Genomic DNA, 19,399 nt, shown 5'->3' with positions numbered 1-19,399 from the left:
TGAACATAGCTACTATCATTTAGGTCAAATCGTATTGATTAGTAAAATTTTATTAAACACAAAATAAAAAACACTACCTAAAAGTTATATAAAATTTATACTTACATTTAAACTAAATACAAACTGACAAACATTCAACAAACTATTTGTTACAACCGAAAAATTTCCAATTTTTCAGTGGCACAAATAATATTCAAACTGAAAATTCATTTTATAAGCTACTACTATAATTTGAAAAGAAAAAACTGTAGTTTAGCTATTTCCAACTATTAAAAAAATAGATTATTTTGTAAATCAAATAAATTATGAAAAAAGTAAATCAATTTGGTGAGACCGTTGAAGGTTATAATATTCCTGTGTTGAATGAACGTGAAATTAGAGCTGCCGCTGGAATCCTGTTTTTTTTCACCTTTCTGTCGCTCATGTACATCCTATTTAAAGGCGATTTTTTGATGATTAAATATGTGATTACTGTTTTTATGATAGATTTTATTATTCGAGTATTTATCTCGCCAAAATATGCACCAACTCTTATTATTAGCAAGTTAATTGTAGGCCAACAAAACCCTGAATATGTTGGTGCAGCCCAAAAGAAATTTTCATGGATTATTGGTGTTGTTCTCTCAACCGCAATGTTTGTGTTGATGGTGCTTATGAACTCTTACAGTATAATTACTGGACTTATTTGTTTATTATGCCTAATCTTCCTGTTTTTTGAATCTGTTTTTGGTATTTGCCTAGGTTGTCTGTTATACAATATGGTTTACAAGGAAAATGCCCAACATTGCCCTGGTGAAATTTGTGAAGTAAAAGATAAACATGAAATTCAAAAGGTTTCAATAATTCAAATAATAATTGTGCTGATTATGGTAGGCTCGGTATTTCTTATTGGATTTCTGTTTAATGATTTATTTAATATTAAACCACATGATTTGTTTGATTCAATAAAGCATTAAACTTTTTAAAAAACAATTGTAGAGACAAATATATTGAAATACTCATCTATTAAATAAAAGAATATAACCAATATTTAACAAATAACTATACCTAAATCAATTTTAAAATTTACTTCAGGGAGATTTTTTTTGTATCTTGTTTCAAAATTTATCAATGAACTTTTTGGCCCACCTCTATTTATCTAAAAACAATAAAAATATTTTAATTGGTAATTTTATTGCAGATGCCGTAAAAGGAAACAAATACTTAAATTATACCAAGGAAGTTCAACTAGGAATTCTACTTCATAGAGAAATAGATACATTTACAGACAATCACCCATTTGTTAAAATAAGTAAAAGAAGGTTAAATCCACAATATCGGCATTATAAAGGTATAATTATTGATATTTTTTACGATCATTTTTTAGCAAAAAATTGGCAGTTGTATTCTCAAATTCCTTTAGAAATATATGCCGAAGAAACCTATCTTTTCCTTCAAAAAAACTCAGAAAAATTACCTGCAAAAGTTCAACAATTTCTTCCTTTTATGATTGAGTATAATTGGCTTGTAAGTTATGCCTTAGTTGAAGGAATTGAAGAAGTTTTAAAAGGAATGAACAGAAGAACAAAAGGAATTTCTAAAATGGATTTAGCCATAAATGACCTAAAATTAAATTATCAAGAATTTGAACAAGATTTTCAATCATTTTTTATAGATTTAGAAAAATTTACACAAGAAAAAACAACTTTTTTACTTCAACAATGAAAAAAATATGTAGCCTATTTTTAATTGGACTCTTAGCAATTCAGTGCAAAAATATTCAACCTCCCAAAAGTGTAGTACATAAGGCTCAAGGATTAATAACCGAAAACGCAATGGTTGTTTCTGCACGTGTTGAAGCCTCTGAAATAGGTTCTCAAATATTACTAAAAGGTGGAAATGCATTTGATGCCATGATTGCAACAGAATTAGCCTTGGCAGTAGCATACCCATTTGCTGGTAACATTGGCGGTGGTGGTTTTATGGTGTACCGATTAGCAGATGGAACAACAGGAGCCTTAGATTATCGCGAAAAAGCACCATTGGCTGCATCAAAAAATATGTTTTTAGATGAAATTGGTGATATTATAAATGGTAAAAGCACATTAGGAGGTATGGCGGTCGGTGTGCCTGGTACAATAGACGGACTTTTTAAAGTGCACGAAAAATTTGGAACTTTACCTTTTTCATCATTAATTCAACCAGCAATAGATTTAGCAAATAAAGGCGTTGTTGTAACCAAAAAACAAGCAGAAAGAATTGCTATTTATAAAGAATATTTTTACAAGGTTAATGGCACAAAAATTCTTTTAGATTCTGTTTGGAAAGAAGGTGACACCATTAAATATGTACAATTAGCCAAAACCTTGCAACGAATTAATGAGCATGGACGAGATGGATTCTACAAAGGAGAAACTGCCGAAATGTTAGTTAATACTGTTCAAAAATTAGGCGGTATTATTACCCTTGAAGATTTAGAAAAATATCAGGCTAAATGGAGGAAACCTGTTGAGTTTACCTATAAAGATTTGAAAATAATTTCAATGTCTCCTCCTTCAAGTGGTGGTATTTGTATGGCTCAAATTTTTAATGCTATTGAACCTTTTAATTTAAGTGAACTTGGTCATAATTCCGAAAAAACAATTCAATTGTTAACAGAAGCAGAACGAAGAGCATACGCAGATCGATCACATTATTTAGGAGATCCTGATTTTATTAAAATTCCAATTGAAACTTTAATTTCAAAATCGTATGTTAAAAAACGGATGGAATCATTTTCGTGGGATAATGCAACCCTATCTTCTACAATTACACATGGGAAAATAGCTGGTTTTGAGAGTAATGAAACTACCCATTATTCTATTGTTGATAAATTTGGTAATGCCATTTCAGCTACAACAACTTTAAACGGTGCGTATGGTTCAAAAGTTTTTGTTAGCGAAGGTGGCTTCTTTTTGAATAATGAAATGGATGATTTTAGTTCAAAACCTGGAACGCCAAATATGTTTGGTCTCATTGGTGCGGAAGCAAATTCCATTGAACCCGGAAAACGAATGTTAAGCTCTATGACTCCTACAATTGTTGAAAAAAACAATAAATTCTATATGTCTGTTGGCTCCCCTGGTGGTTCTACTATAATAACATCGGTTTTACAAACAATTTTAAACGTGTACGAATTTGATCTAGGAATGCAAGAAGCTGTAAATGCACCTAGATTTCATCACCAATGGTTACCTGATGTTATTACAATGGAACCTATCGGGTTTGACTCAACATTAATTAAAAATTTACAACAAAAAGGGTACATAATTAAACAAGAAAATACAACAATAATTGGTAAAGTTGATGCTATTTTGCGATTACCAAATGGAAAATTAGAAGGTGGTGCAGATTATAGAGGTGATGACACTGCTGCGGGTTTTTAAGCCCACTAACTCACAATGGGGGAATTTTTTGTTACTTGACACAACAAACAATTGATTAAACATAAAAAAAATGAATTCAAATATTATTACAAACGGAATTTTAAAAGCGATAGCCATTATTGTTGGAGTTTTAGTGCTGTTTTATTTTTTATATAGCGTTCAATCAATTATCGTTTATATTGCAATTGCTGCAGTAATATCCTTAATTGGGAGTCCAATTATTAGTTTTTTTAAAAATAAATTAAAATTTCCCAATACATTAGCAGTGATTACAACAATGTTATTATTTCTAGGAATTCTAACCGGATTAATAAGTATGTTTATTCCACTAATTGTAAAGCAAGGTGAAAATTTATCTTTATTAGATATAAATAAACTTCAATCAACTATTCAAAGTCTATTAAATCAGATTAACGACTATTTTTTAACTCATAATATCGATATTTTGAATGAGTTAAAACACGCCGATTTATTCAAAAATATAACTGCAATTCCTAACCTGTTTAATTCTATAATCGGAACTGTTGGAGATATAAGTATTGGACTATTTTCGGTTATTTTTATTACCTTCTTTTTTATGAAAGACACCCATATTATGGAAAATTCCATTTACGTTTTGGTGAGTGATAAAAGTGAAAATAAATTAAAAAAATCGTTGGCTACCATCAATAATTTATTATCAAGATATTTTATTGGCTTGGTTTTTCAAATAACAATCTTATTCATAATCTATACAATTACACTCCTTATTTTTGGAATTGAAAATGCCGTTGTAATTGCTTTTTTATGTGCTTTGTTAAACTTAATTCCTTATGTTGGTCCTTTAATTGGTGGATTTTTAATGTTATTTTTAACCATGAGTAGTAATATCGAATTAGATTTTAAAACGGAAATTCTTCCAACAACCATTTATGTTATGCTTGGTTATATTTTTGCGCAATTAATAGATAATTTTTTAAGTCAACCGTTGATATTTTCAAAAAGTGTAAAATCTCACCCATTAGAAATTTTTTTAATAATAATGATTGGAGGAGTGTTATTTGGTATTACAGGAATGATTGTTGCCGTTCCAACTTATACTGCTATAAAAGTAATTCTAAAAACATTTTTAGCAGATAATAAAATTGTAAAATCATTGACTAAAGATTTATAATATGACTACTTATATTGCGCTTTTAAGAGGAATAAACGTTTCTGGTCATAACAAAATTAAAATGACCGAGTTAAAACAACTTTTTATTGATTTGGATTTTTTTGAAGTTGTAACATACATACAAAGTGGCAATGTAATTTTCCAATCTAAACAAACTGACATCCCTAAAATTGAGCAACAAATTATTGAAGCAGTTTTAAGTTTTTACGGCTATTCAATTAATGTGTTGGTTTTATCAAAAGAAAATCTCACAAAGGTTTTTGTCTCAAATCCTTTTTTGCAAATTGAAGCAATTGATACCAAAACATTGTATGCAATACTCTTAAAAGAAAATTATTTTGAGGAAGGAACTGAATTTCTAGAACCCTATTTAACAAATAATGAGGAACTTAAAATAATTGGTAATTGTGCCTATATTCATTATCCAGGTGATGCTGGAAATTCAAAATTAACAATAAATATAATTGAGAAAAAATTGCAAACCGTTGCAACATCTAGAAATTGGAGAACCATTTCAAAACTTATAGAATTAAGCTCTCAATAAATTGAATCACAGTATTTTAAATAAAGAAGTTCAGGATTTTATACATTCAAATTTAAAATCAGATATTACAAAACTGATTTTAAAAGGAAGCTCGTTTGAAGGAGTTACAATTCAAGAAATTGCTGAACAAATTGAGGCTAAAAATAAATGTGAAAAAAAATTACCAACGTGGTTTTCTATTAAAAATATTTATTATCCAAACAAGTTACATATTGAACAAACCTCTTCTGAAATTACAGCAAAGTATAAGGCTAATTTGGTTTCTGGAAATTCATTAATTGATATTACTGGCGGATTTGGAGTTGATGTCTATTATTTTTCACAAAAAGTTAAAAATGTAACACATTGTGAAATTAACAACGAATTATCTGAAATTGTATCCCATAATTTTGACCAATTTAACATCAAAAACATAGAAACTTATATTGGTGACGGATTACAATATTTAGAAAAATCGACTTCAAAATTCGATTGGATTTATACAGATCCATCTCGAAGAAATGACGCAAAAGGAAAAGTTTTTTTGTTGGAAGATTGTTTGCCAAATATTCCTAAAAACTTGAATTTATTAGTTGAAAAAAGCAACAATATTCTGATTAAAGTTTCACCCATTTTAGATATTAAAAGTGCAATTAATGAATTAAAATTTGTAAAAGAAATTCACATTGTTGCCATTGAAAATGAAGTGAAAGAACTATTGTTTATTCTTGAAAAAAATTATGAGCAACATATTGACATTAAAACAATTAACTTTAATAAAAAAGAAACACAAAAATTTAATTTTCAACTAAATGAAGCTATTTCCTCAACGTTTTCTGAACCAAAAAAATATTTATTTGAACCAAATGCTGCAATTTTAAAAGCGGGTGCTTTTCAACAAGTTTCCACTCAATTAAAAATTGATAAATTACACCAACATTCACATTTATATACTTCTGAAGAAATAGTGGAATTCCCTGGAAGAAGCTTCGAAATTATGCATACAATTTCATATAACAAAAAAGAATTAACAAAACTAATTCCTTCTAAAAAAGCAAATATAACCACTCGGAATTTCCCTGAAACGGTTTCTGAAATTCGGAAGAAAATCAATTTTAAAGATGGTGGAAATCAGTATCTGTTTTTTACCACTGACATCAATAACAAACATATTGTTCTAATTTGTAATAAGGTTTATTTATAAACATTCATAATAAATATTTTTAGTATTTTTAACCGAACTTATTAGTTATAAAATGGCAACTAAAAATATACGTGCGTTATCTTCAAGAAAAGAATTAGAAGATAATTTATTCGAAAATATAGCGGATTTATCGCATAAAAATGCTTCTAAATCAGCATTTCAAGAATTAGCAAAACGCTTTTTAATTGATGATTCTGTGGTGTTTGGAACAGCTTCTTTTTACGATTTTACACGTGAAGAAAATCGAAATAAAAAAATTCACGTTTGCTGTGGAACTGCTTGTATGGTTGCTAAAACGCAAGATAATCTTCACAAAAACTTAGAATATCATTTCGCTGAAGAAGAAATTGGACACGCTGCTTGTGTAGGCAGATGTCATACAAACAACGCTTTTATGTTTGATGATAAAACCTACAGTGCTTCTAATAAAAATGAGTTAATTGAAATTATTAATACCAAAAAATATCAAGAAAATAATTACAAGATAGGATGCAATACAACACCAATTTTAACCTCAAAAATTGAAGAGCTTACTCCTTTTTATGCTTTAGCTGAAAAATTTAGCAACAAACCTCAGCATGTAATTCAAGAAATGAAAACTTCGAATTTACGTGGTCGTGGTGGAGCCGGATTTCCATTTTGGTTTAAGTTAGATGCAGTTTTAAAAGAAGTAAATACACAAAAATACATTGTTTGTAATGCCGACGAAGGCGATCCTGGAGCATATTCTGATATGTATTTAATGGAACATCAGCCACATAAAGTATTGTTTGGAATGTATATGGCAGGTTTAACTGTTGGTGCAAATACAGGAGTTTTATACATTAGAGGTGAATATCCAGATTCTATTAAAATTATTGGTGAAGCAATTCACGAGTTAAAAGAAAAAAACTTGATTGGTGATTTTAGATTTAAAATCATTCGCGGACAAGGTTCCTATGTTTGTGGTGAAGAAACCGCATTATTAAATTCTATTGAAGGTCTGCGACCAGAAGTTCGTGTTCGTCCGCCGTATCCTGCTCAATATGGTTTATTTGGTAAGCCAACTGTGTTAAGTAACGTAGAAACTTTTGCAAATATTCATTGGATATTAGAAAACGGTGGTGCCGCTTATGCAAAACTTGGAACAATACAATCTACAGGTACAAAATTAGTTTCGTTAGACAGTTTTTTTAATAAACCGGGGATGTACGAAATTGAAATGGGAACGGATTTACACACTATATTTTATGAATTTGGAAATGGTTTTAAATCTGACATAAAAGCATTTCAAATTGGTGGTCCACTTGGCGGAATTGTACCAATACATAAAATAGCTGATTTAACATTGGATTTTGAAAGCTTAAATTCTAACGGATTTTTATTAGGTCATGCCAGTTTTGTTTCAATTCCATCAGATTTTCCAATGATAAAATTTTTAGAACATTTAATGGAATTTACTGCTGATGAATCTTGTGGAAAATGTTATCCTTGTAGAATTGGTTCATTTAGAGGTATGGAAATGCTTCAAAAAGCTCAAAAATCAAATTATAAGATTGATCGTCAGTTATTTGATGATTTAATAGAAACTTTAGAAATTGGTTCTCTATGTGCATTAGGTGGCGGGATTCCGCTTCCTATAAAAAATGCGTTGCAGTATTTTAATGAGGAACTTCAACACTATTTTACTTCAAACTAAAAAAGACATGAAAGCATATATTGAAAATATAGCATACGAGTTTAATGAAGGTGAAACTATGTTGGAATTCGTTCGAAGAATTGAAAAAAATAAAAACGCCATTCCAACCATGTGTCAAGATGATCGTTTAGAAAATTTTGGTTCTTGTCGAGTTTGTTCAGTTGAAGTAGCTCGTGAAAAAGATGGAATTACAAAAACAATGGCTTCTTGCCATACGCCTATTTCTGAAGGTTTGTACATTTATCACAATACCGAAAGAATGAAACGTCTTCGCAAAAATATTGTTGAATTAATATTAACCGATTATCCTGCCGATAAAATATTTCCTTCAGAAGGAAAAAAAGCCACACCTTTTCAGGAAACAATTGCACAAATTGGAATTCCAAATGTGCGCTATCCTGAAGGGAAAAATCATTTAGATATTGAAACAGATAGAGCGCATCCGTACATAAAATCAGACTTATCACAATGCATTAATTGTTTTCGTTGTGTAAGAGCTTGTGAAGAAATTCAAGGTGAAATGATTTTAGGAATGTCAGGTCGTGGTTTTGCAACCAATATTATAAAAGGTTTCGATACGTCTTTTGATGAATCTGCTTGTGTTTCATGTGGTGCGTGTGTACAAACTTGTCCAACCGAAGCCCTAACAGATAAATTTGAAACTAAAACCTTAATTGCAGATAAAACTGTTCGAACTACATGTACCTATTGTGGTGTTGGTTGCCAGTTAGATGTTTCTGTAATTGATGGAAAAATTAGAGGAATTCAAGCACCTGAAACAGCAGAAGTAAATCAAGGTCACACGTGCTTAAAAGGACGTTTTGCTTTTCAATTTTATGATCATCCAGATAGGTTACGCGAACCAATGATTAAAAAAAATGGAAAGTTTGAAGAAGTAACTTGGGATGAAGCTTATGATTTTATTACTAAAAAATTACTAGAAATAAAAAATAAATATGGTGCTGATTCCATTGGTGGAATTTCTTCTTCAAGAGCCACCAACGAAGAGAATTATTTAATGCAAAAAATGATTCGCGTTGCTGTTGGTACAAATAATATAGATGGCTGTGCACGTGTTTGCCACGCTCCTACTGCTTTTGGAATGCAAAAATCCTTTGGTACAGGCGCAGCTACAAATTCAATAGAAGATTTAAAACAAACTGATGCTATTTTCTTATTTGGTGCAAATCCGTTAAAAGGTCATCCTGTAACTGGTGCTAAAATTAAGCAAGCATTTATGAAAGGAATTACCTCAATAGTTGTAGACCCTATACGTACAACTTTATCAGATTTGGCAACTCATTTTTTACAAATTAGACCTGGAACTAATGTGGCAATTTTAAATATGATGGCACATTATATTGTAAAAGAAAATTTAGTAAATCAATATTTTATTGATTCTTACACAGAAAAATATTTAGATTTTAAAAACCACGTTGAAAACCTTGATATGGATGAATTAGAGACCCTTACAGGCGTTTCTAAAGATTTAGTAAAAAAAGCTGCCATTGCGTATGCAAAAGCTGAAAGAGCTATGGAGTTTCACGGATTAGGAGTCACTGAACATTTCCAAGGAAGTAAAACAGTAATGTTACTCTCTAACCTAGCAATGATGACTGGAAATATTGGTAGAAAGGGCGTAGGATTAAATCCACTACGCGGACAAAATAACGTACAAGGATCTGCGGATATGGGAGTACAACCACATCAAGGTGCTGGATATATGGACGTTAGTAAACCTGAAATTCAACATTATTATGCTAAAAAATATGGCATTGAAAAAATGCCTATAACAAATGGATTAAAAATTCCTGAAATGTTAGATGCCGCCATTGAAGGAAAAATTAAAGCATTGTACATTATGGGGGAAGATACTATAATGACTGACCCAAATACCAATCATAGCATAAAAGCTTTTCAAAATTTAGAATTAATTGTAGTACAAGAATTATTTATGACTGCAACTTCAGAAATGGCTGATGTTGTTTTACCCGCTTCATCGTATTTTGAAAAAAATGGAACTTTTACCAATGGGGAACGCCGAGTTCAACGTGTAAATAAAGTAATTGAACCAATTGGAAATACCAAACCAGACGGGCAAATTATTATAGATATTATGAGTAAGTTAGGCTACAATCAACCTACTGGATTAAGCTATGATGCGGCAAAAGTAATAGAAGAAATTGCAGATGTAATTCCATTTATGAAAGGGTTATCTTGGGAACGTTTGGGCGAAAATGGGTTGCAATGGCCAATTAAAGAAGATGGTACGGATACTAAAATGCTTCATATTGACGGAAATTTCAAAAAAGGAATTGGTACTTTTCATTATTTCGATTTTGAAGAATCGCCAGAAATTGTCTCACACGGAAAAAAATATCCATTTATACTAACAACTGGGCGTGAATTGGAACATTACAATTCTGGAACTATGACCAGACGAACCGACAATCAAACCCTCTTAGGAAAAGATATTTTAGAAGTGCACCCAAGAGATGCGAAAGCAAAAGGAATTGAGGATAACGAAATTGTTCGTATTTTTTCAGACAGAGGAAGTGTTCACATTCCAATAAAGTTCTCAAAAAACGTTAAAAAAGGTGTTTTAAGAACTACTTTTCATCAACCTGAAGTATTTATTAATATTATAACAGGAAGTGTGGGAGATAAAGAAACAATGACTCCAGAATATAAAGTAGTTGCTGTTGATTTTGAAAAAATTAAAAATTAGGTAAAAGGCAATAGGCAAAAGGAATTTTTGATATACAATTTACGATATTGGATTTACAGTGTTAAATATTAGATTTCAATTCTTGAATTTTGAACATTTGCAACTTTGTGAACTTTTAACTTAAAACTTAAAACTTAAAACTTAAAAATGCAAACATTAAACTATGAAGGTTTACAACGCAATAATGGCGATTCTAAAAAAGTAATTGATGCATTAGTTATTGAAGCTGCTTTACAAATAAATATTAATTCAGAACCATATACGGTTGTTATGAGAACTCCTGGCGACGATATTGAATTGATTCGTGGTTTATTATTTGCTGAAGACATCTATAAAAAGATTGTAAATTTCTCTTATGAAGTAATTGAGAAAAGAGATAATGGCTTTTCAATAATAAATATACAAATTCCAAAAAAACACCTTGGAAAAGGTTATTTAAATAAACGCACACTCCTTTCAGTTTCATCTTGTGGAATATGCGGGAAACAAAAACTAGAAGATATTGCCGTTACAGGTAAAAAATTAAATTCCAATACTTCATTTAACATTAAAAACCTAAAACAAATGTTTTCAGAAATGAAAGCAAAACAAGAAACTTTTGATTTATCTGGAGGTTCACACGCAGCTGCAATTTTTGATAAAAATAGCAATCTTCTTGTGGTTAAAGAAGATATTGGCAGACATAATGCTGTTGATAAAGCAATTGGTAACTTATTAATTACCAATAACTCAAACAACTTGAGTTGTATGTTAGTTAGTGGAAGAGTTTCTTATGAAATTATTTCAAAAGCATTTATCGCTAAAATTCCGATCGTTGTTGCTGTTTCTGCATGTTCAACATTAGCAGTAGATTTTGCAAAGGAATTTGGAATTTGCTTAATAGGTTTTTCCAGAGGCTCAAAAGCAACAATTTATTCATAATTAACATAAACTACTTGATTAAATAAATAATTTGCACTTTTTTTTTAATAATTAACGTATTATTGAAAATAATTATATACATTTGCCGTTATAAGAGCGTCCCTATGCTACAAATTTTTACGGAGAGGGTTTGTAGTTGATTGATTTTAAGCATAAAAATTCCCGTTTTTATGAATCTAATTTCAATATTTGCTTTTAAAATCTCCAAAATAGAAGTTTTATATGCTAAAATTTAAAGCATTTTAATTTTATTTTAAGGGCTTGAAACCCCTGTTAAATAAGAGAAAAATGACTTTTTACTACTCTTTTTTTTAAATTTTTAAAAAATTGAGTTAGAATTTTTTTGCTTTTTTGTAAGATTTGATTACATTTGATGTTCTTACTAATCATTTAATTCTTACTAAAAATGAAAAATTTTAAATTAATTTTCGGATTATTTATGCTTTCTGCATTTATAGCTGTTACTGTATTGACATTTACTTCAGTTGAAAAACAAGCAATTGAGAGAAACGCACCTATTCCTAGACAAGGATAGATTCAAGTTTAATCTAAATTGTAACAATTTAAACCACAATAATTTTTTATTGTGGTTTTTTGTTCTCATGTTGTTTTTCAAAAGAATTTAATTTACATTTGCATGTAGAACCCCTAAGGCTTGCAACATGAAAAACCAAAGAAAAATATCTTTATTTATTGGAAGTTTTATCGTTTTATTGATTGTTTGTACTCCCTACTTGCTGTTTTTTCACAGCTCACTACCCGAAACTCCTACCATAGAAACCGTATTTGGAACTATCCAAGGGGGTCATTTTGGAATTGCTCGAAATTATATTTATTGGCTTTCATCCAAAATTGTTCCTTTACTTTTACTTTTAATTTGGTTTATAACTAATAAAAATTGGTGGGTTCATGCTTTAATTATTCCTATTTCAGTTTATCTTTTCCAATTTTTAGCTGTAATAAATGATGGTAACGGAAATCTTGATGAAATTGAGTTTATCTACTCCGTTCCAGTTACAGTAATTGTTTTAGTGATATTGTATTATTTAAGAAGCAATCTTGCAGTTTATATAATGGCAGTAGATTTAAAAAAGGAAATGGATGATAAATTAGACCAACCCATTAAAAAAATTGAATAAATTTATAGAACCCATAACTTCTATATAAACTGTAAAATAAGCAGTGCTACCTATAAAATATCTAACTTTATTTCTTTATAAAATATCACAAATATTAACTACCATTTTCATACAAAAATAGTAGTTAAAACTATATTATTTAAATATAAAAAGGGCTATAGTTTTTAGTATATTTGACACTTAATTTTAGTCAAAATATATGAAAACGGGTAAAGTTTCTTTATTTCAACGCTTTTTAAACATTGTAGAGCGATCTGGTAATGCACTTCCGCATCCAGCCACACTTTTTTTAATTTTTGCAATACTAACACTCATCGTTTCTGGAATAGGAGGTTACTTGAATTGGCAAGTTATACACCCTGCCAATAATGAAATTATACCTGTCAAAAATCTATTATCGGTTGATGGACTGCATTTTATATTTCAAAAAACTGTAGTTAATTTTACAAGTTTTGCACCACTTGGAATTGTACTAGTTGCAATGTTAGGAATTGGAATTGCAGAAAAGAGCGGTTTAATTGGGGTTATAATCAGACTTTTAGTACTCTCTTCTCCTAAAAAATTATTAACATTTGTAATTGTATTTGCTGGGGTACTATCTAATACTGCTAGCGATGTTGGTTATGTGTTATTAATTCCGCTAGCGGGTATTATATTTATGGCGGTAGATCGCCATCCAATTGCAGGTATGGCTGCTGCTTTTGCTGGTGTTTCTGGTGGGTTTAGTGCAAATTTATTGTTAGGAACTATTGATCCCTTATTGGCAGGATTATCTCAAGAAGCTGCACAAATTTTGGATTCTTCATACCAAGTTAATGCAACAGCAAATTACTATTTTATGTTTGTGTCAACTTTTATAATTGCAATAGCAGGTACTTTTGTAACTGAAAAAATTGTAATTCCTCGTTTAGGAACGTATCATTCCGATGAAATTATTCCTGAAAAAATTGAACAGTTATCAAAAGATGAGAAAAAAGGTTTACTATGGGCAACTATTATATTTGTAATTTACCTATTAATTATTTTAGCAGGAACTATTCCAACAAATGGATTTTTTAGGGGTGAAGGTGGTTCTTTATTAAAATCCCCTTTATTGGAAGGTATTGTAACATTATTGTTTTTGGTAGCAGGTACCGCTGGTATTGCCTATGGTATTGCCATAAAAAAATTCAAAAATGATAGCGATGTTATGGCTGGTATGGCCGACAGCATGAAAACATTGGCAACATACCTTGTATTAGTGTTTTTCGCCGCTCAGTTTGTCGCATATTTTAAGGAAAGTAACTTAGGTATTTACGTTGCCGTAACGGGCGCACAGGCGCTAAAAGCAGCCGATTTAAATATTTATGTAATGATGATTCTTTTTATCTTTTTTGCAGGAGCTGTTAATATGGTAATGGGAAGTGCGTCGGCTAAATGGGCCATTATGGCTCCTATTTTTATTCCTATTTTTATGTTAATGGGTTATTCACCAGAATTATCTCAGGTTGTTTTTAGAATTGGCGATAGTGTAACAAATATTATTTCTCCTATGATGAGTTTCTTCGCTTTAATAATTGCCTTTATCCAAAAATACGATAAAAATGCAGGTATTGGAACTATTATTGCTGTAATGCTGCCTTATACCATTGTGTTTACAATTCTTTGGACCGCCCTACTTATGTTATGGATTTATTTTGGATGGGATTTAGGCCCTGGAGCTGGTTTATTTTATGACAAACCATTCTAGTCAAAAATTATTTTGCATCATTTGCTATTCTTTTAAAATAGTGGACTTTAAAAACAAAAAAACCTACTGAAATTCAGTAGGTTTTTTTGTGATCGCGACAGGATTCGAACCTGTGACCGTCTGCTTAGAAGGCAGATGCTCTATCCAGCTGAGCTACGCGACCATTAAGTTCAAAATTATTTTACTTCGTCGGGGTGGCAGGATTCGAACCTGCGACCTCCTGCTCCCAAAGCAGGCGCGATAACCGGGCTACGCTACACCCCGAAAGTAAAAAAAGCGGAGAGACAGGGACTCGAACCCTGGCGACAGTCACCCGTCGACAGATTAGCAATCTGCTCCGTTACCACTCCGGCACCTCTCCAATATTTTTGCAATGAACTTATTTTTGCGAGTGCAAATGTAGCACTAGAATTACATTTAAACAACAATTTTAATCTTTTTTATTCAAAATATCATTAATATTATTCAGGGTATTCTATTCGAAGATGGTAAATATTCTTTAACTTCTTCTTTAACACCTTAATAACGAGTTGTAATTCTTTAAACGTTATATCTGCATTCATAAATTGGCCATCTTCCATTTGCTTTGTAATTATTTTTTCAACTAAAGTATCTATCTGCTGAGCAGTAGGAATTTTTAAACTTTTTGATGCTGCTTCAACCGAATCGCACATCATTAAAATAGCTGTTTCTTTTGAAAATGGAATAGGGCCTGGATATAAAAAAGAACTAACCTCAACATTTTCCCCTTGTAATTCTTCTTCCTTTTTATAAAAATAGTAAACCAATGTTGTTCCATGGTGGGTTCTAATAAAATCAATTATTCTATCGGGTAAATGATGTTTCTTTGCTAATTTAACACCATTGATAATATGGGCAATAATAATGGCAGCACTATCTACTGGACTAATTTGATTATGCGGATTTACATTGGTACTTTGATTTTCAGTAAAATACATTGGATTAAGCATTTTCCCAATATCATGATATAATGCTCCTGTTCTAGCTAGCATAACATTTGCATTAATTTCAATTGCACAAGCTTCAACCAAATTTGCAACTTGCAAAGAATGTTGAAACGTTCCTGGTGCCTTTTCTGCAAGCTCTCTTAATAATTTAGAATTGGTATTTGAAAGTTCTTTTAAAGATTCATCAGACACCAATCCGAATAATTTCTCATACACGTATATAAGAGGCAATACAAATAATGTTGCCGCACCATTTAACCCGAAAAATACAAATTTTTCATAATTCAAATTTTGCAAATTTCCTTCTTGAATTATAGAAAATGATAAATATGAAATAAAATAAACGAACGTAATTTGTAATACGGAAATAAATAAATTTGCTCGTTTATATAATTCTGAAATAGTTAAAATAGTGACCATTCCAGCTATAATTTGCAGAAAAACAAACTCAAAACTATTTGGAACTATAAAACCAAGCAACAACACTGTTAAAACATGTGTAAACAAACCCAATCTTGAATCGAAAAATGCCTTTAAAATAAGAGGTAACATAACAATTGGAACCACATAAATAAATTTCGCATCGTATTTTACAATAAGAGTAATAACAAGAAGTACCAGCGTTACGTTAAAAAATATAAAAGTTACTTTGGTATTGTTTTCAAAAATATCATACCGGTATTTCCTCAAAAAAAGTAGTAACATTAAAAATGATAACGCAATAAGTAAGGTATATCCAAAAATTATAAAATTATAGTTAGAACTACTCCAGAGCTGCGATTCAAATTCATTTCGAATCGAGTTTAATTTGGACCACTTTTCACCCTCCACTATATCATTTTTAGCTATAATCAATTCGTTTTTTGCGGTAAATCCAGTAGTAAATGAAATTCGTCCAATGTTTTCTTGAATCACTTTCTTAGAAAATTCTTCATCGTAAAAAACATTAGGTTTTAAATTAGTTTGTATGGTTGTGAAAGCTGTTACTAAATTTGGTTTTAAATGTTCCCTTTTTACAATTTCATCAATTAATTTATTTAAACCTTGAACATCTATTAATTTATATCGCTGAATGTCTTGAACTTCATTTCCCTTTCTTATGCTAAAAAACATCGAAGATTGATCTTCTAAAATTAAGTCAATAAACCCAACTTCGTAGGTTTTATCGATAATCTCATGTGTAATACGTTTTAGTTTATTTTCTTCAGATTTTGTAAAATCATTTTCAGAAATAAGTTCTTGAAGCTGTTCAAAAGAAGATTTAGTTACTTGAAAAACAACTTCTTCACTATTAACATAATATTTATTTGAAGTACTTTTAATGTGCTCAATTTCGTCATCAATTTCGTCAGCAGTCTTTTGTATTGCGAAATCAAAAGGAGCATAGTATGTTTCATATTGCCAACTTTTCCCTTTTTGAAACTCAAACTTAAACTGCCCTCCTTTTGGAAATAAGTATACCACAAAAGTTATAGTAACAATATATAATGCAATTTTAAAAAGCAACGAATGATTTATAAAAAGCTTGTTTAAATAATGATTCAAAACGTGTAATTTAGAATTTCAAAAATACTAATAAATGAATGATAATAAATTATTTACCTTTTTTTTTTCAATTTCTTCCAATCATAACAAAATAACTATAATTATTTTACAACAATATGTTGCTTTTTTTAAGAATTAAAAAGATTAATTGTTAGTGTTTTTTAGATTAATTCTATAAATTAAAAACCTATTGGTATAAAAAACAATTATTATAACATTAAGGAAACTCTTTGTTCAAAAACAATAAGATTCCTTAAATTTGCTTAAATTCGCAATTGAATTTTTTATAAAAAATATAAAAATGAAAGAAGTAGTAATAGTTTCGGTCGCAAGAACTCCAATAGGAAGTTTTTTAGGAAGTTTATCAAGTATTTCAGCTACAAAATTAGGTGCTATTGCAATTAAAGGTGCCTTGGACAAAATTAATCTAAATCCAGCCTTAGTTGATGAAGTTTATATGGGAAATGTTGTTTCTGCTGGCTTAGGACAAGCACCTGCAAAACAAGCAGCCATTTTTGCTGGAATACCAAATACAGTGCCTTGCACTACAATTAATAAAGTGTGTGCTTCCGGGATGAAATCGATTATGTTGGCTGCACAAGCCATTAAAAATGGTGATGCAGACATTATTGTTGCTGGTGGAATGGAAAATATGAGTAGTATTCCACATTATATGAACGGAAGAAATGGCACTAAATTAGGAACTATTAATGTTGCTGATGGGTTGTTAGTTGATGGTTTAACCGATGTATATGATCAACAACATATGGGAACTTGCGGTGATTTATGCGCAACAGAATATGGTTTTTCTAGGGAAGATCAAGATAATTTTGCTATTGAATCTTATAAGCGATCTGCAAAAGCTTGGGCTGAAGGAAAATTTAAAAATGAAATAGTACCAGTTGAAATTCCTCAAAGAAAAGGTGATCCAATTTTATTTGTAGAAGATGAAGAATACAAAAATGTAACTCTTGAAAAAATTCCAACATTAAGACCTGTTTTTAGTAAAGACGGAACAGTAACTGCAGCAAATGCCTCAACATTAAATGATGGTGCTGCTGCTTTGATTTTAATGAGTTTAGATAAAGCAAAAGAATTAAATATAAAACCATTAGCTAAAATTTTAGGATTTGCAGATGCGGCTCACGAGCCAAAATGGTTTACAACAGCACCAGCCAAAGCACTTCCAAAAGCTCTTGAGAAAGCAGGAATATCAATTAATAAAGTAGATTATTTTGAACTTAATGAAGCATTTTCTGTGGTAGGATTAGCAAATATTAAATTATTAAATTTAGATGCGTCAAAAGTAAATGTAAATGGAGGAGCAGTTTCTTTAGGCCACCCACTAGGTATGTCTGGAGCAAGAATTGTAATTGCCTTAACATCTATTTTAGAACAAAACAATGCTAAAATTGGGGCAGCCGGTATTTGTAACGGTGGTGGTGGTGCAAGTGCTATTGTTATTGAACGGTTGTAAATATATGTTATGCTCTTCGGAATTTGTAATTTAAGTATTGTTGCTATTAGAATTGAACCATCCAATAAAAGTGAAATGACATCACAATTATTATTTGGTGAACATTTTAAGGTATTGGAAAAAAGGAAACAATGGATTAAAATCAGGGTTTCTTTTGATCATTACGAAGGTTGGATAGATTTTAAACAATACGAAGAAATTAGTGAGGAGGATTATTTATTACTTTCTAATTCAGATTACGAATTAACTGGTGAATTAATTGATTTTATAACAGATGAAAATGAAAATTTTTATTCTGTACCAATAGGTTCTAATTTACCATTCTACAATACTAAAAGTTTAAGAATCAATACAACTTCCTTTTTTTATGAAGGTAAAATTATGCCACAAAAATTAGAAAAGGTATTTCTAATCGAGGTTGCGTATAAATACTTAAATAGTCCATTTTTATCTGGAGGAAAAACTCCTTTTGGTATTGATTGTTCTGGTTTTACTCAAATGGTTTACAAGCTTTGTGGTTATTCTTTATTAAGAGATGCAAACCAACAAGCCAGTCAAGGAGAAGCTTTAAGTTTTATTGAAGAAAGCGAACCTGGCGATTTAGCCTTTTTTGACAATGAAGAAGGTGTTATAACTCACGTTGGGATTATTATGAAAGATAATTACATTATTCATTCTTATGGAAAAGTAAGAATTGACAGAATTGACCATTCTGGAATTTTTAATATTGATACATTAAAACATACTCATAAACTTAGAGTAATTAAAAAAATTATATAAAAAGCTCACTTTTAGACTGCCCCCAAAAAGTTAGACACTATTTGGGGGTATTTTTATGGAAAGAAAAGTGAAATATGATTACACATTTAAACTTGAATGTGTAAAATTAGTATTAGAGAAACATTATTCATGTTTATTAGTTTCAAAGCA

General features: G+C 30.3%; 15 protein-coding genes and 3 tRNA genes. 14 read left to right on the top strand and 4 right to left on the bottom strand.

What is annotated here, in order from left to right:
- The first annotated feature begins 305 nt into the window (after window positions 1-305).
- From Q8S45_RS09040 to Q8S45_RS08985, 12 genes are all read left to right on the top strand, one after another.
- The gene (locus Q8S45_RS09040; RefSeq protein WP_305603926.1) at window positions 306-956 is read left to right on the top strand and encodes a DUF4395 domain-containing protein; all 651 of its coding nucleotides are present in this window, start codon (window positions 306-308) and stop codon (window positions 954-956) included.
- A gap of 154 nt (window positions 957-1,110) precedes the next feature.
- Window positions 1,111-1,704, top strand: a complete 594-nt coding sequence (locus Q8S45_RS09035; RefSeq protein ID WP_305603924.1) for an ACP phosphodiesterase — start codon at window positions 1,111-1,113, stop codon at window positions 1,702-1,704.
- Entirely contained in the window at window positions 1,701-3,404 is a 1,704-nt protein-coding gene (gene ggt, locus Q8S45_RS09030) for a gamma-glutamyltransferase (RefSeq protein ID WP_305603922.1), read from the top strand. The genes Q8S45_RS09035 and ggt overlap by 4 nt, the downstream gene beginning before the upstream one ends.
- Before the next feature lie 70 nt (window positions 3,405-3,474).
- Complete coding sequence (locus Q8S45_RS09025) at window positions 3,475-4,557, top strand: AI-2E family transporter (RefSeq protein WP_305603920.1); 1,083 nt, start codon at window positions 3,475-3,477, stop codon at window positions 4,555-4,557.
- Between the two features lies 1 nt (window position 4,558).
- Window positions 4,559-5,101, top strand: a complete 543-nt coding sequence (locus Q8S45_RS09020) for a DUF1697 domain-containing protein (RefSeq protein ID WP_305603918.1) — start codon at window positions 4,559-4,561, stop codon at window positions 5,099-5,101.
- A gap of 1 nt (window position 5,102) precedes the next feature.
- On the top strand, window positions 5,103-6,284 hold the full coding sequence (locus Q8S45_RS09015) for a class I SAM-dependent methyltransferase (RefSeq protein WP_305603916.1): 1,182 nt from the start codon (window positions 5,103-5,105) through the stop codon (window positions 6,282-6,284).
- Window positions 6,285-6,336: 52 nt separating this feature from the next.
- Entirely contained in the window at window positions 6,337-7,962 is a 1,626-nt protein-coding gene (locus Q8S45_RS09010; protein ID WP_305603914.1) for an NADH-ubiquinone oxidoreductase-F iron-sulfur binding region domain-containing protein, read from the top strand.
- Window positions 7,963-7,969: 7 nt separating this feature from the next.
- Window positions 7,970-10,690 carry a formate dehydrogenase subunit alpha gene (gene fdhF, locus Q8S45_RS09005; RefSeq protein ID WP_305603912.1) on the top strand — a complete coding sequence of 907 codons (2,721 nt, stop codon included), beginning with the start codon at window positions 7,970-7,972 and terminating at the stop codon, window positions 10,688-10,690.
- A 147-nt stretch (window positions 10,691-10,837) separates the two neighbouring features.
- Window positions 10,838-11,611 (top strand): formate dehydrogenase accessory sulfurtransferase FdhD, encoded by a 774-nt coding sequence (gene fdhD / locus Q8S45_RS09000; RefSeq protein WP_305603910.1) that lies wholly within the window; start codon window positions 10,838-10,840, stop codon window positions 11,609-11,611.
- 406 nt (window positions 11,612-12,017) lie between these two features.
- Window positions 12,018-12,146: a hypothetical protein gene (locus tag Q8S45_RS08995; protein WP_305603909.1), complete on the top strand. Its 129-nt coding sequence runs from the start codon at window positions 12,018-12,020 to the stop codon at window positions 12,144-12,146.
- A 127-nt stretch (window positions 12,147-12,273) separates the two neighbouring features.
- Window positions 12,274-12,750: a hypothetical protein gene (locus Q8S45_RS08990; RefSeq protein WP_305603907.1), complete on the top strand. Its 477-nt coding sequence runs from the start codon at window positions 12,274-12,276 to the stop codon at window positions 12,748-12,750.
- 199 nt (window positions 12,751-12,949) lie between these two features.
- A complete protein-coding gene (locus Q8S45_RS08985) occupies window positions 12,950-14,479 on the top strand; it encodes an AbgT family transporter (protein ID WP_305603906.1) in 1,530 nt (509 codons plus the stop codon).
- Window positions 14,480-14,568: 89 nt separating this feature from the next.
- Here Q8S45_RS08985 and Q8S45_RS08980 read toward each other — a convergent pair.
- From Q8S45_RS08980 to Q8S45_RS08965, 4 genes are all read right to left on the bottom strand, one after another.
- Window positions 14,569-14,642 (bottom strand) — tRNA-Arg (locus tag Q8S45_RS08980).
- Window positions 14,643-14,668: 26 nt separating this feature from the next.
- Window positions 14,669-14,743 (bottom strand) — tRNA-Pro (locus Q8S45_RS08975).
- Window positions 14,744-14,756: 13 nt separating this feature from the next.
- Window positions 14,757-14,840 (bottom strand) — tRNA-Ser (locus Q8S45_RS08970).
- Window positions 14,841-14,940: 100 nt separating this feature from the next.
- Window positions 14,941-16,992 carry an HD family phosphohydrolase gene (locus Q8S45_RS08965; protein WP_305603904.1) on the bottom strand — a complete coding sequence of 684 codons (2,052 nt, stop codon included), beginning with the start codon at window positions 16,990-16,992 and terminating at the stop codon, window positions 14,941-14,943.
- A 301-nt stretch (window positions 16,993-17,293) separates the two neighbouring features.
- Here Q8S45_RS08965 and Q8S45_RS08960 point away from each other — a divergent pair, with 301 nt between their 5' ends.
- The gene (locus Q8S45_RS08960) at window positions 17,294-18,469 is read left to right on the top strand and encodes an acetyl-CoA C-acyltransferase (RefSeq protein WP_305603902.1); all 1,176 of its coding nucleotides are present in this window, start codon (window positions 17,294-17,296) and stop codon (window positions 18,467-18,469) included.
- Window positions 18,470-18,478: 9 nt separating this feature from the next.
- Entirely contained in the window at window positions 18,479-19,249 is a 771-nt protein-coding gene (locus Q8S45_RS08955; RefSeq protein WP_305603900.1) for a C40 family peptidase, read from the top strand.
- The last annotated feature ends 150 nt before the right edge of the window (window positions 19,250-19,399 follow it).

The organism is Lutibacter sp. (assembly GCF_030692605.1).
In the GTDB taxonomy this organism is placed as follows: domain Bacteria; phylum Bacteroidota; class Bacteroidia; order Flavobacteriales; family Flavobacteriaceae; genus Lutibacter.
This window is presented reverse-complemented; position numbering and strand designations above follow the sequence as displayed.

Excerpts from the sequence above, each read along its gene's own strand:
- Q8S45_RS09040 (WP_305603926.1), top strand. The coding sequence starts at position 306 with ATGAAAAAAGTAAATCAATTTGGTGAGACCGTTGAAGGTTATAATATT.
- Q8S45_RS09035 (WP_305603924.1), top strand. The coding sequence starts at position 1,111 with ATGAACTTTTTGGCCCACCTCTATTTATCTAAAAACAATAAAAATATT.
- ggt (WP_305603922.1), top strand. The coding sequence starts at position 1,701 with ATGAAAAAAATATGTAGCCTATTTTTAATTGGACTCTTAGCAATTCAG.
- Q8S45_RS09025 (WP_305603920.1), top strand. The coding sequence starts at position 3,475 with ATGAATTCAAATATTATTACAAACGGAATTTTAAAAGCGATAGCCATT.
- Q8S45_RS09020 (WP_305603918.1), top strand. The coding sequence starts at position 4,559 with ATGACTACTTATATTGCGCTTTTAAGAGGAATAAACGTTTCTGGTCAT.
- Q8S45_RS09010 (WP_305603914.1), top strand. The coding sequence starts at position 6,337 with ATGGCAACTAAAAATATACGTGCGTTATCTTCAAGAAAAGAATTAGAA.
- fdhF (WP_305603912.1), top strand. The coding sequence starts at position 7,970 with ATGAAAGCATATATTGAAAATATAGCATACGAGTTTAATGAAGGTGAA.
- fdhD (WP_305603910.1), top strand. The coding sequence starts at position 10,838 with ATGCAAACATTAAACTATGAAGGTTTACAACGCAATAATGGCGATTCT.
- Q8S45_RS08995 (WP_305603909.1), top strand. The coding sequence starts at position 12,018 with ATGAAAAATTTTAAATTAATTTTCGGATTATTTATGCTTTCTGCATTT.
- Q8S45_RS08990 (WP_305603907.1), top strand. The coding sequence starts at position 12,274 with ATGAAAAACCAAAGAAAAATATCTTTATTTATTGGAAGTTTTATCGTT.
- Q8S45_RS08985 (WP_305603906.1), top strand. The coding sequence starts at position 12,950 with ATGAAAACGGGTAAAGTTTCTTTATTTCAACGCTTTTTAAACATTGTA.
- Q8S45_RS08960 (WP_305603902.1), top strand. The coding sequence starts at position 17,294 with ATGAAAGAAGTAGTAATAGTTTCGGTCGCAAGAACTCCAATAGGAAGT.
- Q8S45_RS08955 (WP_305603900.1), top strand. The coding sequence starts at position 18,479 with ATGCTCTTCGGAATTTGTAATTTAAGTATTGTTGCTATTAGAATTGAA.